The sequence below is a fragment of the Gracilibacillus orientalis genome, from assembly GCF_900114645.1.
GTDB classification, from domain to species: domain Bacteria; phylum Bacillota; class Bacilli; order Bacillales; family Amphibacillaceae; genus Gracilibacillus; species Gracilibacillus orientalis.
In genome coordinates this window covers 92,873-110,032 of record NZ_FOTR01000008.1, presented here as the reverse complement: position 1 = coordinate 110,032, position 17,160 = coordinate 92,873, and the positions used below count along the sequence as shown (strand labels likewise).

The 17,160-nt window shown below is 37.3% G+C and carries 16 protein-coding genes; all 16 read left to right on the top strand.

The annotated features are described in order from the left end of the window. Nucleotides 1-150: 150 nt before the first annotated feature. Complete coding sequence (gene guaA / locus BM121_RS14815; protein ID WP_091484532.1) at nt 151-1,671, top strand: glutamine-hydrolyzing GMP synthase; 1,521 nt, start codon at nt 151-153, stop codon at nt 1,669-1,671. Between the two features lie 1,065 nt (nt 1,672-2,736). Beyond that, a complete protein-coding gene (gene sufU, locus BM121_RS14810) occupies nt 2,737-3,177 on the top strand; it encodes a Fe-S cluster assembly sulfur transfer protein SufU (protein WP_091484434.1) in 441 nt (146 codons plus the stop codon). 43 nt (nt 3,178-3,220) lie between these two features. After that, nucleotides 3,221-4,012 (top strand): MBL fold metallo-hydrolase, encoded by a 792-nt coding sequence (locus BM121_RS14805; protein WP_091484433.1) that lies wholly within the window; start codon nt 3,221-3,223, stop codon nt 4,010-4,012. 15 nt (nt 4,013-4,027) lie between these two features. Beyond that, on the top strand, nt 4,028-4,204 hold the full coding sequence (locus BM121_RS22130; protein ID WP_175495443.1) for a hypothetical protein: 177 nt from the start codon (nt 4,028-4,030) through the stop codon (nt 4,202-4,204). Between the two features lie 66 nt (nt 4,205-4,270). Further along, a complete protein-coding gene (locus BM121_RS14800) occupies nt 4,271-4,681 on the top strand; it encodes a Fur family transcriptional regulator (RefSeq protein WP_091484432.1) in 411 nt (136 codons plus the stop codon). Between the two features lie 207 nt (nt 4,682-4,888). Continuing rightward, on the top strand, nt 4,889-5,158 hold the full coding sequence (rpsN, locus tag BM121_RS14795; RefSeq protein ID WP_091484431.1) for a 30S ribosomal protein S14: 270 nt from the start codon (nt 4,889-4,891) through the stop codon (nt 5,156-5,158). 115 nt (nt 5,159-5,273) lie between these two features. Then, a complete protein-coding gene (locus BM121_RS14790) occupies nt 5,274-6,239 on the top strand; it encodes a CobW family GTP-binding protein (protein WP_091484430.1) in 966 nt (321 codons plus the stop codon). A 49-nt stretch (nt 6,240-6,288) separates the two neighbouring features. Beyond that, a complete protein-coding gene (locus tag BM121_RS14785; protein ID WP_217649324.1) occupies nt 6,289-7,401 on the top strand; it encodes an NAD(P)/FAD-dependent oxidoreductase in 1,113 nt (370 codons plus the stop codon). Next, nucleotides 7,395-9,068, top strand: coding sequence for a GTPase (locus tag BM121_RS14780; protein ID WP_091484428.1), 1,674 nt, complete (start codon nt 7,395-7,397; stop codon nt 9,066-9,068). The genes BM121_RS14785 and BM121_RS14780 overlap by 7 nt, the downstream gene beginning before the upstream one ends. A 65-nt stretch (nt 9,069-9,133) precedes the next feature. Then, nucleotides 9,134-10,324 carry a GTP-binding protein gene (locus BM121_RS14775; protein ID WP_091484427.1) on the top strand — a complete coding sequence of 397 codons (1,191 nt, stop codon included), beginning with the start codon at nt 9,134-9,136 and terminating at the stop codon, nt 10,322-10,324. 16 nt (nt 10,325-10,340) lie between these two features. After that, complete coding sequence (dcd, locus tag BM121_RS14770) at nt 10,341-10,892, top strand: dCTP deaminase (protein WP_091484426.1); 552 nt, start codon at nt 10,341-10,343, stop codon at nt 10,890-10,892. 233 nt (nt 10,893-11,125) lie between these two features. Next, on the top strand, nt 11,126-12,268 hold the full coding sequence (locus BM121_RS14765; RefSeq protein WP_091484425.1) for an FAD/NAD(P)-binding protein: 1,143 nt from the start codon (nt 11,126-11,128) through the stop codon (nt 12,266-12,268). Nucleotides 12,269-12,279: 11 nt separating this feature from the next. Next, nucleotides 12,280-13,467 carry a GTP-binding protein gene (locus BM121_RS14760; protein ID WP_091484424.1) on the top strand — a complete coding sequence of 396 codons (1,188 nt, stop codon included), beginning with the start codon at nt 12,280-12,282 and terminating at the stop codon, nt 13,465-13,467. A gap of 64 nt (nt 13,468-13,531) precedes the next feature. Beyond that, complete coding sequence (locus tag BM121_RS14755) at nt 13,532-14,308, top strand: metal ABC transporter ATP-binding protein (RefSeq protein WP_091484423.1); 777 nt, start codon at nt 13,532-13,534, stop codon at nt 14,306-14,308. Next, complete coding sequence (locus tag BM121_RS14750; RefSeq protein ID WP_091484422.1) at nt 14,308-15,165, top strand: metal ABC transporter permease; 858 nt, start codon at nt 14,308-14,310, stop codon at nt 15,163-15,165. Before BM121_RS14755 ends, BM121_RS14750 begins: the two co-directional genes overlap by 1 nt. Before the next feature lie 233 nt (nt 15,166-15,398). Continuing rightward, nucleotides 15,399-17,075 carry a metal ABC transporter solute-binding protein, Zn/Mn family gene (locus BM121_RS14745; protein WP_091484421.1) on the top strand — a complete coding sequence of 559 codons (1,677 nt, stop codon included), beginning with the start codon at nt 15,399-15,401 and terminating at the stop codon, nt 17,073-17,075. Nucleotides 17,076-17,160 lie beyond the last annotated feature (85 nt).

Below are 17,160 nucleotides of genomic sequence, written 5' to 3'. Positions count from 1 at the left end.
AAGGCAGATTTTTATTTTAACAAAGCGGGATTTAGTGTGAAGACAGGATATGTTTGAAAAGAGTTACCATCTTTGTGATGATATCGTCACTTTTATTATATAGAATGGAATTAAACTGAAGGAGTGGACAACTTGGAAGTAAACAATGAAATGATTTTAGTGTTAGATTTTGGTAGTCAATATAATCAATTGATTACGCGTCGCATCCGTGAATTCGGAGTATATAGTGAACTTCATTCTCATCGCTTAACAATCGATGAAATAAAAGAAATGAATCCAAAAGGAATTATATTATCTGGTGGTCCACACAGCGTATACGGTGAAAATAGTTTCCGTTGCGATGAGCGAATTTTTGATTTGGGCATTCCGATTTTAGGTATTTGTTATGGTATGCAGTTAATGACCCATCATTTCGGTGGTGTGGTGGAACGTGCCAACCAGCGTGAATATGGAAAAGCAGACATCCATGTAAAAGAAGGAGCATTATTATTTGAAGGAACACCGGAAGAACAAGTAGTGTGGATGAGCCATAGCGATAAAATTATCGAAGCACCAAAAGATTTTGATATAGAAGCAACAAGCACATCTACACCAGTTGCTGCAATGAGTAATAAAGACAAGCATCTATATGGTGTGCAATTCCACCCTGAAGTACGTAATACAGAGTATGGAATTGACGTATTAAAATCTTTCGTCTTCCAAGCATGTGATTGTACAGGCGATTGGACAATGGCAAACTTCATTGATATGGAAGTAGATAAGATTAGAGAGCAAGTCGGTAACAGCAATGTCCTATGTGCACTAAGTGGTGGTGTTGATTCTTCTGTAGTTGCTGCACTTATTCATAAAGCAATTGGTGATCAGTTGACTTGTATTTTTGTTGATCATGGACTATTACGGAAAAATGAAGGAGATACCGTAATGAAGGCTTTCCGTGATCAGTTTAAAATGAATATTATTAGAGTAGATGCGCAGGAACGATTCTTGTCCAAGCTAAAAGGTATATCCGATCCAGAACAGAAGCGTAAAATCATCGGAAATGAATTTATTTATGTATTTGATGATGAAGCTGGAAAACTAGAAAAAATGGATTTCTTAGCACAAGGAACGCTTTATACTGACATTGTGGAAAGTGGTACAGAAACAGCACAAACGATTAAATCTCACCACAATGTTGGCGGATTACCAGAAGATATGGAATTTCAATTGATTGAACCATTAAATACATTGTTTAAAGATGAAGTACGTGCCTTAGGTACAGAACTTGGAGTGCCGGATGATATTGTTTGGCGTCAACCATTCCCAGGCCCTGGCCTTGGTATCCGTGTACTTGGTGAAATCACTCCAGAAAAAGTAGAGATTGTTCGTGAATCAGATGCGATCTTACGTGAGGAAATTAAAAAAGCTGGATTAGATCGTGATATCTGGCAGTACTTCACGGTATTACCGGACATCCGCAGTGTTGGTGTTATGGGTGACGCGCGTACGTATGATTACGCGATTGGTATCCGTGCCGTAACCTCAATTGATGGTATGACATCCGACTGGGCACGAATCCCATGGGATGTTTTGGAGAAAATATCTACACGATTTGTGAATGAAGTAGATTATGTCAACCGAGTACTTTATGACGTAACTAGTAAGCCACCAGCGACAATTGAGTGGGAGTAATAACAAAACTTAGTTGTGTCCTCAAAAAATACTACCAATAGGTATGCTGAATGAGAATAATATGTTATTAAGAAATAAAGCAATCTATGCTTATACACATTCTGTATGAGATAGGATCTGTAGCGACATAAGCCACCAGTGACAATCGAAAGAGAGAATACTCTAAAATCAGTGAAAAATGTGCTCTAAAAAAGAGAAATTGTGTAAAAGCACTCCCTTTTTACTGGTGGGACAACATAGATAATATTTTGGGAAATCGAACATTCAAAAAACGAATTCGATTACCGCCCTTCTCTGGATATCTGGTTGTTCTTCTTAGATATATGCCTTTATCCAAGGAAGAATAATACTTTTTCAAGGAATAAAAACACGACCATCAATTATGATGGTCGTGTTTTGTCGTAAATCGACTACTCCTGTCCCATCCTTTACAAAAATGGTCAACGCGCGAACAAATTTATAGTATTATACAATACATAAATCGTAATCATTACTATTTATTTTTTAGCTTTAATGGTTTATAATATTACTTAAATCGAAAAGATTACGATTTGAAATAAAGATTTCTTTGGATAGCTGATAATAGTAAGGGGTAAGTTTTGAATGGCTAAAAACTTTAAATTCTCAAAAGAGAAGAAAATACATGTACAATGTGTTGGCATGAGAAAAGAGCTAAAGGTAATAGGAGGATTAGTAAGTTTGTAAGCAGAGCACATATTCCATAAATCTGTTGGGTCTATAACAATATGAAATTAATTATAATGTTTGGGGGTTTTTATAATGGCGACATGGGATTTGAGTAATATGGAAGCAACTTGTCTTATTAATCACTTCTTGTCGATGAGGATTATACATAGAAAGTAGCCACTCTTTCGGGACCAATGCTTCAAGGTATGTTAAGTATTAATTCAGGTATTTCTAAAGACAAAGAAAGAGTATTTAGAGTATCAAAGTAATTGAAATTGAAAAGAGGTAAGTATTCATTTGAAAAGAAACAATTATCAAATACTTAGGATAAAGAAAGTTGATTGAAGATCACTCACAACGAAGGGGGAAGAGTTCATAATGCTTGATGACTTATACCGAAAAGTGATTATGGATCATTATAAATATAAGCGAAATTTTGAAGAAATAGAAGGAGAAAATATTTTAAAGGTTCACTATAAAAACCCGACTTGCGGCGATGTTATGACTTTATTTTTAGATCTGGAAGATGATCGAGTAAGAAAAGCGACCTTCCTTGGTGAAGGTTGTAGTATTAGTATGGCTTCTGCATCTATGATGACAGAATTGATCAAAAATAAACCATTAATAGAAGTTGCTTCTCTAAGACAAGGATTTGAAGATTTAATCCGCCATGGTGAAGAACCAGATAAGGTTGACTTAGGGGATAGTCTATCATTGCAAGGGGTCCACCGGTTAAAAGCAAGACATAATTGTGCATTAATGACATGGCAAGCTTTAGATAAAATATTGAAAGATACAAAAGAGTACACTTTTTTCTAGTTTACTCAATAATACTTATAAGATTAGTAAGGAGGAGTTACTAATGTCTAAACTATATACGTTTCAACTAGGAACACTAAAATTGATGTCCATATCGGATGGTGCTTTTCCAGTTTCAAAGGAATTCTTTTTTGCTAACACACCAGAGGACATTATTCAAGACATTCCACCCAACTTTGATGCACCATTAAATTTTTTACATATTGATACAGGAGATAAGCAGATATTAGTAGATGTTGGATTTGGAAAAACCCTATCAACAGCTGGTCAATTGCTTAATCATATAAAAACACAAGGAATTTATCCAGAAGATATTGATACAATCATTATAACACATGCACATATGGATCATATTGGAGGACTTTCTAATAATGGAAAACCAGTTTTTCCTAATGCAGAATATATCATGCGAAAAGAAGAATGGGATTTCTGGGAAAATCATCCACAGTCCAATGAATGTCGGAAACTAAAGGATGTAGAAGATCGAATAACTTTGATTACATCAGATGTGGAAATTTTTCCAGGTATTTATCTCATTCATGCTCCAGGACATACAGTCGGACATCTGTGTCTTTATATCCATTCGGAAGGAACATCTTTATTGGTGGCTTCCGATATATTAAATGACCCGAGAACTTTGCAATATCTTCCTTCTCATATTCGTGCGGAGGTTTCACCTCGACAAGGGTTAGAAACCCGAAGAAAGTTCTTACAAGATACAGTGGATAGAAAAGCTCTAGTATTTGCTTGCCACTATCCTTTTCCAGGACTAGGGTATGTAAGGGAAGAAAGTGGCAGATGGGAATGGATTCCAATTGTTCTTCAGAATGATTAAAGTGCTACAACAGATATGTCTCATGAGCTGATTATTGGTACAGAAGCTGATTTGCTTGTAACCTATGGTGTTTTTGGATTTGAACCGGATGATTTGGAATGTGCAGGTATTCCAACTTTCCTAATTAATAGATACTGTGATCTAACCATTCCTCAAACAGATAAAGGAATCTGTATATCATATGACCGTTGACACATTCAATTTGCGGAATGTGTTGAGATGTAAAGGTTTCTGAGAAGAGTAGAGAGGAGATTTTTAATGAATATTTCTGATGTATTAAATATTTTGAAGAAGGAAAGGTATAAATTAACAAGGAGAAGAGAAAGAATGTTGGAAATATTCGTTGAAGAAAACCGATATTTATCTGCCAAAGACATTTTAAAATTAATCGTTAAGGATTATCCCTATTTAAGTGTAGATACGATCTACCGTAATATAAAATTATTTGAAGAACTTAATATTATAGAATCAACAGAATTAAAAGGAAATAAACATTATCGCTTTAAAAATTCAGATGAGCATCATCACTATATCATTTGTGCTGATTGTGGTGCAACGAAAAATATAAATATGTGCCCAATGGATGTTATATCTAATACTCCTGAAGGTTTTACTATTACACATCATAAATTTGAGGTTTATGGCTATTGTGATGGATGCAGAGTGTAGTTGGAAAAAGGTCATTCTTGCAAAACCATTTTTTTATCCCCGAGAAAGCTTTAGATGATGTAATACCAACCAAGCAATAAATCGTAATCATTACTATTTACATTTCAGTAATAGTATCCTATAATGATATGTAATACGTAATCATTACGATTTAAAAGTTATTTGAATATAGAGGTAAATTCTAATGATCGAAGGGAGTAAGATCAAATGGCTAAAAAGTCTAAAATTGCAAAAGAGAAAAAACGCCAGAAAATGGTTGAACAATATGCAGCATTAAGAAAAGAGTTAAAAGCAAAAGGTGATTATGAAGCGCTTCGTAAATTGCCACGGGACTCTTCACCAACTCGCTTAAAAAACCGTTGCGAGCTTACAGGAAGACCGCGTGGCTACATGCGGAAATTCAATATGTCCCGTATTGCCTTTAGAGACTATGCTCATAAAGGACAAATACCTGGCGTGAAGAAATCTAGTTGGTAAGAGTTTATCAAGTTTGAAGAATTAAAATAAGTAACAGGGGCATCTTGAAGTGTTGTTCCTGTCCTATTCTTTGACTAAAAATTTAGTTGTACATAGCAAGAGGAGGGAAAGCCTGTTGTCAAAAGAACACACCATACCGGTAACCATTTTAACTGGATTTTTGGGTGCAGGTAAAACAACATTGCTTAATAACTTATTAAAGGACATACCTGAACAAAAAGTTGCTGTCATCATCAATGAATTTGGTGACACATCTATTGATAGTCATTTGGTGGTATCAACAAAGGAAGAAATCATTGAAATAAACAGTGGTTGTATTTGTTGTAATGTACGAGGTGATTTAATTAACATCTTAAGTAATTTGATCGAACAGGAAGAAAAAATAGATCGTATTGTCATTGAGACAACAGGTATGGCTAATCCAGCCCCAGTTATTCAAACTTTTTTAATGGATGAACAAACAGCAAAATCATTCGAAATGGATAGTGTGATTACGATGGTCGATGCCAAGCATATCTGGCAACATTTAAAAGAAGAAGAACCTGGGCAACAAATCGCTTTTGCTGATGTTCTGCTATTAAATAAAATGGATTTGATTACGGAAGATGAAAAAAACGAGCTGGCACAACAATTGATTAACATGAATCCACATGCAAAACGGATTTACACTACATATGCAGATATAGATAGCCAAGATTTAATAGGGAAAAAATCCTTTGAATTAGGTAATATATTAAAAATAGATCCAAATCTATTAGTGGAAACACATCACCATCATCATAATGATCAAGTCACATCTTTTGTTTTTCGAGACGATCGTCCGCTTGATTTAGAAAAAGTAAATAAATGGTTCTCCTATTTAGTCCAGTTTAAAGGAGAACAATTATATCGTTATAAAGGAGTGCTCTATATAAAACACCTTAATAAAAGAGTTGTTTTTCAAGGTGTACATATGTTATTTGCAGGTACTGAAGGTTTTAAATGGGCGAATAATGAAAAGCGGCAAAGTGAGATAGTATTTATTGGGAAGAATCTCGACTATCAGGAATTAGAGAGAGGTTTCCAATATTGTCTTGCTTAATTTTTTTGCGATGTAAATCGTAATGATTATGATTTAAGAGGTGGTAATGATGAGTAAAGTATATGATGTCATTGTTGTAGGAGCAGGACCTTCGGGAATTGGTGTCGCCGCTTTATTACAACAAATGAATTGTACTTCCTATTTGGTATTAGAAAAAGAAGAAGTAGGAGCATCTTTTCTGCGTTGGCCTAAGGAAATGAGATTTATAACACCCTCGTTTCCAGCGCAGGGGTTTGGACAGACAGATTTAAATGCCATTGTACCGAAATCTTCGCCAGCTTATACGTTAGATATGGAACATCCTACTGGTGAAGCATATGCAGATTATCTAGATATAGTGGCAGATCATTTTACGCTTCCTATTGAAAAAGGAGTACAAGTAGATCAAATCCATAAAAAAGATGGTATTTTTTTGATAGATACTACCCAAGGGACATATCGAAGTCGCTATGTTATCTGGGCAGCAGGGCAATACCAATATCCCGATTTAAAGCCCTTCCCAGGTGCAGAGCTTGGCGTGCACAATAGCTTGATTCCATCTTGGCGAGAGCTAGAAGGTGATGACTTTATTATCATCGGAGGTTATGAAAGTGGTATGGATGCCGCATTTCATTTAGGACGTTTAGGTAAAAAAACGACTGTAATAGCTAAAACGAATACGTGGGAGCTAGACAATAGTGATCCAAGTATTGCCCTGTCAACCTATACATATGGTCGTATTCGTCACTTGCTTGATTCCGACTTATTAATGAGTGTAGGCAATACAGCAGTGACACGAATGGAAGCAGTACCCTCAGGGTATGACGTCTATACGAGTAGTGGAAAAGTTTATTTTACAATGGAGAGACCAATATTAGCTAGTGGTTTCTCAGGTAGCACAACGACGATAGAAAATCTAGTGACACGTGGTAAGCATGACGAAGTTCTTGTCAATGAAAAAGATGAAGCTATAACGACTCCTGGTTTATTTTTAGCTGGACCGGAACTTCGCCACGATGACCATATTTTTTGTTATATTTACAAATTCCGCCAGCGCTTTTCTGTCATAGCAGAAACGATTGGTCAAGAGTTAGGCTTAGATTTATCCATATTAGAAGAGTACAAACGTGAGAACTTCTATCTTGATGATCTTTCGATGTGTGGGGAGAGGTGTCAATGCTAGAAAGCGTGCAATCTGCCCTTGCCCATCCAATAGATGTGGTGCTAGTAGGTTGTGAATCTGTTGGGAAATCAGGTTTGTTCCGCCATTTGACTGGCGAAAAGCGAGCGTTGACAAGCAGTGTAAAAGGGACAACAATAGCTGCCTTAACTGCAACCTGTAAATTAAACAATAATATACGATTAACAGACTTGCCAGGACTTCAATTCGATATGGACAGTAAAAGTACTCAACTTACTTTAGATCGTTTAGAGGGGGAACAAACCCTACTATTAGTTGTGAAGGCAACGGAACTGAAAGAGGAGTTAACCCAGCTGCAGAAAGAATTGAATTTGAAAGGTAAACAAGTAGCTATTGTTGCAACTCACCAGGATAAATACCAGCCTTCTAATGCTGAACAAAAAAGAGTACAAGAGCTATTACAAGTACCAGTTGTCTGGATTAATGCCAGAAAGATGGATCAGGAAGAACAAGAAAAAGTAATCACATGTATCGAGCAAGCCAGGATTTGGGCTGTTACTACAAGTATTGTTAGCTTTCTGCCTTCAACACCTATTCCTGTTAATAAACTAATTCCGATGTTCCGTTTGAGGGTAGTAGGTCCAATATTAGTTTGTCTTATTATCATGGCTATGTTTGCCTTGCCAGTATTTGCAGCCTACTTATTTGTCAGTTGGTTCGAACCGATTACAGAGCAATATTTGCTTACGCCGATAATTGTATGGTTGGAGCAGATACCAGCTTTTTTAGCGAATGTATTGATAGGTGATTATGGAGTCATCACTTTAGGTTGGTATTCATTTCTATGGGCTTTTCCTGTTGTTTTAATGATCAGCATAACTACAACTATTACAGAAGAGATAGGTATACAAGAACACTTAACAAATGCGTTAGATCCATGGCTTCGTAAAATCGGATTAACAGGGAGAGACTTGCTTCCTGTTATCACTGGTTTTGGTTGTAATGTTGTCGCAGTCATGCAAAGCAGAAGCTGTAGCAGCTGCACCCGAGTATCTTGTGTTTCCATGCTTGCTTTTGGTTCAGCCTGCAGTTATCAAATTGGAGCAACTTTATCTATTTTCAATGCAGCTCATGTTCCTTTTCTATTTATTCCGTATTTGTTTTTACTATTTGTAGTCGGAGCTATTCATACAAGGATTTGGAACAGAAACACCACTAATGAGCTAACTAGAATTGCCCCCTTACCTTATTTACAAGGAATCAATTGGAGTTCATTTTGGTGGAAGGTTTCTGGCGTGATTAAACAATTTTTACTTCAAGCTATGCCGATTTTCTTGTTGATTTGTTTGATTGCATCTGTACTAGAAACAGTAGGGGGATTATCCATTTTGAGTTGGCTTGCAATGCCGTTATTATATCTATTTTCATTACCAACAGATGCAGCACCTGGATTGATCTTTTCCTTTATTAGAAAGGATGGATTACTTGTCTTAAATGAGGGGCAGGGCAGTTTGTTAATGGATATGTCAATCAGTCAAATATTTATTCTTGTTTACTTAGCATCAACACTATCAGCTTGCCTTGTTACGTTATTTACTATCGGCAGAGAACTAAGTTGGAAGAACGCTTTATCAATTGGATTAAAGCAAATGCTGACAAGTGTTGTTAGTGCAGCTTTCCTTGCTGCAGGACTATATTTTTTATCATAAAGTGAGACTTCCCCCAGTGGGGTTTTACGGACGATTAGCACTGTTACAAAAAGGAGGAGTAATAAATGAAAAAAATCCCTGTAACTGTACTAAGTGGATATTTAGGTGCTGGAAAAACTTCGTTATTGAATCATGTCTTACATAATCGAGAAGGCCTGAAGGTGGCAGTGATTGTCAATGACATGAGTGAAGTAAATATTGATAGTGAGCTAGTTCAATCACAAGGCAGTTTTTCCCGTACCGAAGAAAAATTAGTGGAAATGTCTAATGGCTGTATTTGCTGTACATTACGAGAGGATTTATTGGTGGAAGTGGAAAGTCTCGTGAAAAAAGGTGATGTTGATTATATTTTGATTGAGTCATCCGGAATAAGTGAGCCTGTCCCAGTTGCACAAACCTTCTCTTACATTGATGAAGAGATGGGAATTGATCTAACGAAATATTGCAGCTTGGATACGATGGTTACAGTTGTCGATGCTAATCGCTTTTGGCATGACTTCGGTTCAGGAGACAGCTTACTGGAAAGGCAACAAGCAGTGGGTGAAGAAGATACGCGCAATATTGCCGATTTATTACTTGACCAAATTGAATTCTGTAATGTTCTTATTTTGAATAAAACAGATTTAGTGAAAGAGGAAGATTTTCAGAAGTTAGAGAAAGTCATACGTAAGTTACAGCCTGAAGCGAAAATTATCCGAACCCAACATTGTAAGGTAGATCCAAAAGAAATAGTAAATACTCGTTTATTTGACTTTGAGAAAGCTAGTGAATCAGCAGGTTGGTTGAAGGAACTCAATGCTGGAGTAGAAAATCATACCCCGGAAACAGAGGAGTACGGAATTAGTTCGTTCATCTATACATCAAGACTGCCTTTTCACACGGAACGATTAATGAGCTGGTATCAAGATCTACCGAAAGAAATTGTTCGGTTAAAAGGTGTGATGTGGTGTGCGACTCATTATGATATGGCTTTATTGTTATCGCAAGCTGGTCCATCAGTAGCTGTTGAACCATTAGCCTATTGGGTCGATTCATTACCAATAGAACAGCAAAAGGAAATTTTAAAGAATAATCCTGAAGTCAAAGATTTATGGGATCCTGAATATGGAGATCGCCATACAAAGCTTGTTTTCATCGGGATGGACTTGGAGGTTGAGGAGATAACTAGTGAGCTAGATCGTTGTCTATTAACGGAGTCAGAGATGGAGGAAGACTGGTCACAATTCAGAAATCCATTCAATTGGCGAATTTCATAATCAGGAGTGAGAACAGGTGATTTTATCAGGACAAACGATTAAACAATTCATATATGATGAACGAATTTCTATTACTCCTTATAAGGATTTTAGCATACAACCAGCGTCCATTGATCTATGTTTAGGAAAGCATTTCTTAGTAGTAGATGACATGTCTACCACTTTATTATCAGTCAACAAGCCGGCAAATTATCATGAAATGCAAGTAATGGAGGGAGAAGTTATCACGATTCCGCCTAAAACTTTTATGTTAGGAACAACATTTGAGCAAATTCGTTTACCTGACAATTTAACGGCCTTTGTTGAAGGGAGAAGTTCTATCGGAAGGCTTGGTGTGTTTATTCAAAATGCTGGATGGATCGATCCGGGCTTCTCCGGCCAGATCACTTTAGAGTTATTTAATGCAAATCGTGTTCCTGTGCAATTAAAAGTCGGTATGCGAGTGTGTCAATTGGTTATAGCACAAATTGATCAAGCTACCGAAGGTTATAGTGGAAAGTATTTATTTCAAGAGGGTGCTACACCTAGTCGGGTGTATATGGATCAAGACAAAGAGGAGGAAGAGTAATCATTTTCTGAACTTAAATTAATTAGTATAACAAGATGCCGAACTACGAAAAGAGCTAGAGGCGAAATGAGTTATCCATTCAGTGATTTTTCATCATCATGTTTTACAGGCAGGTCTCGGGGATATAGGTGAAAATCAACCTGTCTCGGATTGCTTTTAGAAATATACGCTAAAAGGTAAATCCCTAGTGTGAAAAAATCAAGCTGATAAAAAAGAAAGGGCAGTGTGTTTATATGTATAAGTGGATCATTATAGGTGGAGGGGTTCAGGGGTGCTGTGTGGCCACTCGCCTGCTACTAGAAAAAGTCAACAAAGCTGATCTTTTGATTATTGATTCCTATCCAGAGCCAATGCAGATATGGCGAACATTGACGAAAAAAATCGGCATGTCTTATTTAAGATCTCCATCGGTCCATCATATAGCTATAGATCCATTCAGCTTAAAGAAATACGCACGATCAAACGACTATGCTCAACCATTCAAAGGGAGATATGCGAGGCCACGTTTGGATATGTTTAATCAGCACAGCTTGGACAAAATGGACGAGGTAGGCGTGCAAGAATGTTGGAAACAAGGAACAGTGGAGGGACTTTCCTGTTCTGGAGGGGAGTGGAAAGTAACACTATCCAATAATCAAGTGATTCAAGGAGAACGAGTTGTTCTTGCTATGGGCATGAACCAAAAACCACATTACCCGGACTGGGTCTTTAAATGCAGTAAGGGGTCTATAAGTCATGTGTTTGATATAGAGGCATCTCTTCCTGATGAGGGAGATGTTGTCATCTTAGGCGGGGGTATGACAGCAGCGCACCTTTCTTATACTCTTTCAACTATTCACTCAGTTACGTTGGTGAAACGCCATCCTTTTCGGATTCATGACTTTGATAGTGATCCTGGCTGGTTAGGTCCAAAATATCTTAGAAATTTTCATCAAGTCGATTGCTATGAGAAACGGCGAAGACTTATCCGACAAGCAAGACACCGGGGTTCTTTAACAAGAGAACTTTATCTGAAATTAAAACGACAAGAGAACGCGGGCAGGCTGAACTTCTATACAGGTGAAATTGAGGATGCTCAAAGTAGAGATAATTCTGTGGAACTCTTATTAACGAATGGTAAGATCATTTCAGCTCATTCTTTGCTACTTGCTACGGGGACAGAGACAAACATACCAGGCGAAAAGTGGTTGCAACCTGTGATTGAACAATTGGATCTCCCCTGTTCACCTTGCGGTTTCCCAATAGTTCAACCTTCATTAGAATGGACACGAGGACTATTTGTTGCTGGTACTCTTGCTGAACTGGAAATCGGCCCTGTATCTAGAAATATAGCAGGGGCAAGAAAAGTAGCTGAACGTATTGCGCAAAACGCTTAGGAGGGAAAAAATTGAAAAATAAAATACCAGTTACCGTACTAAGTGGTTATTTGGGGTCAGGAAAAACCACATTATTAAATCATTTGTTACACAATAGAGAGGATCTTAAAATAGCCGTGATCGTGAATGATATGAGTGAAGTCAACATAGATGCTGATATGGTGAAACAAGGCGGGTTCAGCCGTACTGAAGAAAAGCTGGTCGAACTACAGAACGGCTGTATTTGCTGTACTTTAAGGGAGGATTTAATAAAAGAGGTAGCGGAGCTTTCCAAGCTGGATATCGATTATATTGTGATTGAATCGACTGGGATATCAGAGCCAATCCCTGTTGCTCAAAGCTTCACTTATGAAGACAAAGAGCTTGGAATCAACCTTGATCAGTATTGTCGATTGGATACCATGGTGACAGTAGTAGATGCAAGTTGTTTTTGGGAGGATTATGGATCAGGAGAAAGCTTACTCGATCGTAGTCAAGGGGCAGACGAGGAAGATGCTAGAGAAGTAATTGACCTTTTAATTGATCAAATTGAATTCGCAAACGTTCTCCTTTTAAATAAAGTGGATTTAGTAAAAAACATCGATAAAGAAGCATTAACAGCAGTTCTGAAGCAATTAAACCCTGAAACTCATATTATCGATACTACTTATGGCAGGGTTCCGCTGGACTCTGTATTGAATACGGGATTATTTAAATTTGAAAAAGTAAGTCAGGGAGCAGGATGGATCAAAGAATTAAATGAGGAACACGTTCCTGAAAGTGAGGAATACGGTATTTACTCCTTTGTTTATCGAAGGAAGAGGCCGTTCCATCCTGAACGGTGGATGAAATGGTTAGAAAATTGGCCGGCAGGTATTGTTCGAGCCAAAGGGTTCTTTTGGTTAGCTTCAAGAAATGAGGTGTCTGGTTTATTATCACAGGCAGGAACATCTCTTGCTATCCAAGGTGTAGGAGAGTGGATCGCTAATTATCCTGAACAGGAAAGAGTGGAAGTCTTGAGCAAAGAACCAGAGTTAGCCAGGCGTTGGGACGACGAATATGGAGATCGTTTGACAGAGTTGGTGTTTATCGGCATCGATATGGATGAGGAAGAGATCATCAAGGGATTGGATCAAAGCTTGCTAACAGATGAAGAGATGAAACAGGATTGGAGTAAACTTCATGATCCATTGCCGGCATTTACCGATAGTGAGATTTAAAACAAAGTACAGTTCAATGAACCGATAGGCTTTTAGTAATCATTACTACTGGGGAGGAGATAGAATGAGTGATTGCAAAATTGTAGAAGTAAAAAACGTTTCTTTTAAGTATGAAAAAGAGTGGGCAGTTGAGCATGTGAATTTTTCATTAGACAAGGGACAATTCGTTGCATTGATTGGACCTAATGGTTCTGGAAAATCTACTTTGGTTAAATTGATCCTTGGACTCATTAAGCCTACCGTTGGAAGTATTCAAGTATTTAATGAATTAATTAAACGATTCAATAATTGGCAGGAAATTGGATATATTTCACAAAAATCCAACAGTTTCAACGCGGGCTTTCCAGCGAGTGTTTTGGAAGTAGTGAAATCTGGGCTTGTTTCTAGGTTAGGTATGTTTCGTTTTCTAAAACGTGAGCATACGCAAAAAGCTTTGGAGGCGTTAAAGGTCGTAGAAATGGAGGAATTTGCGAGATCTAGTATAGGAGAACTGTCAGGTGGCCAATTGCAAAGAGTATTTATTGCCCGAGCTCTGATTAGTGCCCCATCACTATTAATTCTTGATGAGCCTACAGTGGGAATTGACGCGAAGCATGTCACTGATTTTTACGATTTACTGGGCAGATTGAATAAAAAAACTGGCATCACTCTTCTTATGATCACACACGATATAGATACTATTACGAAGCATGCGACTCACATAGCTTGCATGAATAAGACTATAAGTTTTCATGGAACTTCCGATGAATACAATCAATACAATGAACAGGATTTGAAGCCATCGTATGAACACATGGATCAGCAATTAATCCGTAATAACTATGTGGAGGTGACATCCTGATGTTCGAAGCCTTTTTTAGATATGATTTCTTGCAAAATGCAGCAATGACAGGAATATTAATTGGTTTGGTTGCACCGTTACTGGGTGTTTTTATTGTTGTTCGTAGACTCTCCTTAATTGCTGATGCCCTTTCTCATATTACATTAACGGGAATTGCAGCCAGTCTATTACTAGAAAAGAAAGTATCCGGAATAAACGATTTGAATCCTGTATTCTTGGGGATGGCATTTTCAGTTTTAGGGGCAGTTTTAATTGAATGGATACGAAAATTGTATAAAAATTATGAAGAGTTAGCTATTCCTATTATCTTGTCTGGAGGTATAGGATTAGGAGTGCTTTTAATTTCTCTAGCAGATGGCTTCAACACAGATCTATTTAGCTATCTGTTTGGAAGTGTAGCAGCAGTGAGTCGTTCAAACATGTGGACAGTACTATTTATCACTTGTATTGTAATCATCATCGTATTCTTATTTTACAAAGAATTATTTGTTTTGTCGTTTGATGAAGAACATGCCACAGTTTCAGGTGTTAAAGGAAAATGGATTCATCTTCTATTTATTTTAATGGTAGCATTAGTTATAGCTTCCTCTATGCAAGTAGTGGGAATTCTACTTGTTTCAGCCTTAATGACATTACCCGTAGCTTCAGCATTAAGGATAACTAAGAGTTTTAAGCAAACCATTGTTTTGTCGGTATTATTTGGTGAAATTTCTGTTATTGTCGGTTTAGTTTCGGCTTATCACCTAGGTGTCCCCCCTGGTGGAACCATTGTGATGATAGCAATTCTTATTCTTATTTTGACTACAGCACTTAAAAAGGTAAGTATACAATTTTTTTGGACAAAGAGAAGAGCATGATGATTTCGAACAAACAAATCAAATGCAAAACAAAAGGGTATCATCTCGCAAATTAAAAACACCCTTGTAAACGGATGTAAATTAGAAACTTCAAATGGCGTGTCCTATAATTCAAATATTAGGGCCATACCGTCTGGAGACAAGTTCTTTTTTAGATAACGGTTATCTATCTTTAAAGTATAAATCGTAATCATTACGATATGATCTTTTGTTGAATTAAAGGAGGAGAAAAGATGTTTAAAAAAATAATAGGAATTTTAATTTTGTTCACACTAATTTTTGTAATTGCTGCGTGTAATGAGGATGGAGGTAGAAAAAGCGGTGAAGCAAGTGACAATCTCCAGAAATCAAATGAAGATCTGACATTATATACTACTGTTTATCCTCTTAAGTATTTTGCTGAACAGATTGCTGGAGATAAAGCTTCCGTTGAGTCAATCTTACCACCTGGTTCAAATCCTCATAACTATGAACCAACATCAGAAGAAATAGTGAAAATTGCTGAAGCGGACGCTTTCGTTTATAACGGAGCAGGTTTAGAACCTTATGCTAAACAAATCTCAGATTCTATCCAATCCGAAGATGTGAAAATAGTAGAAGCTTCAACAGGAATTGATTTTATAGAGCACGTTCACGACCATAGCCATGGAGAAGAGGAAAGTCACGATCATGATCACGAAGGAGAAGAGGACATTCACAAGCATGATCATGAGGGAGAAGAAGACAATCAAGAAGACGAGCATGCTGGACATCATCACGGAGACAAAGATCCACACGTTTGGTTGGATCCAATTCGCTCTATTCGGTTAGCTGAGAATATTAAGGATACCCTTGTAGTACTTCAGCCTGATTCAGAAGAGGCATTTAATAAGAACTTTGAAGAGCTTAAAGGAAACCTTGAAAATTTAGACAAAGAGTTTCATGAGCAACTTGAGAGTTTACCAGGAAATGAGATTATTGTATCTCATGCTGCTTACGGGTATTGGGAGCAGTCCTATGGCATTGAGCAAATTCCTATTTCTGGTTTAAGCCCAACAAATGAACCTTCACAAAAAGAGTTACAAAATATCATAGAAATTGCAGAAAAACATGGGTTAAAATATGTGTTTTTTGAGCAGAATGTAACCCCTAAAGTGGCAGATGTTGTTAGGAAAGAAATTGATGCGGAGACTTTGCGCATTCACAATTTATCTGTTTTAACGGAAGAAGATATAGAGAACGATGAGGATTATTTAACACTCATGCAGTCCAATTTAGAGGTTTTAACAAAAGCTTTATCTGAACCTCCAGCAGTTTCAGATGACTCCACTGAGACGTCAGAGAGTGAACACGAACACAATCATGATCATAGCCATGCTCATGACGAAAAAACAGTGAAAATTTATGAAGGATATTTCGAAGATAACGAAGTGAAGGATCGCTCACTTTCTGATTGGGAAGGGGACTGGCAATCTGTTTACCCACTGCTTCAAGATGGTACGCTTGATGAGGTTTTTGCCCATAAAGCAGAACATAATGGAGATAAAACAGCAGAAGAATATAAGGAATATTATGAGGTGGGGTATAAAACAGAAGTTGACCGTATCTTGATCGAAGGAAATACAGTAACTTTCTTTAAGAATGGTGAAGAAAAGTCTGGAGAGTATACCTATGATGGTTATGAAATTTTAACGTATGATGCGGGAAATAGAGGAGTTAGATACATATTTCAGCTAGCAGAAGAAGCTGAATGGCTTCCTCAGTATATACAATTTAGTGATCATAGTATCTATCCGACTGAAGCCGGTCATTATCACTTGTATTGGGGAGATGATCGGGAGACTTTACTGGATGAAGTCACTAACTGGCCAACCTACTACCCATCAGAAATGAGCGGCCATGATATTGCCCATGAGATGATGGAGCATTAATTTAAAAAGAGCACGTAGTTGAATGATCAAAGCAACAACATACTTTTTTCTAATTCAAGATTGAGAAGAAAACTATCTATTTACG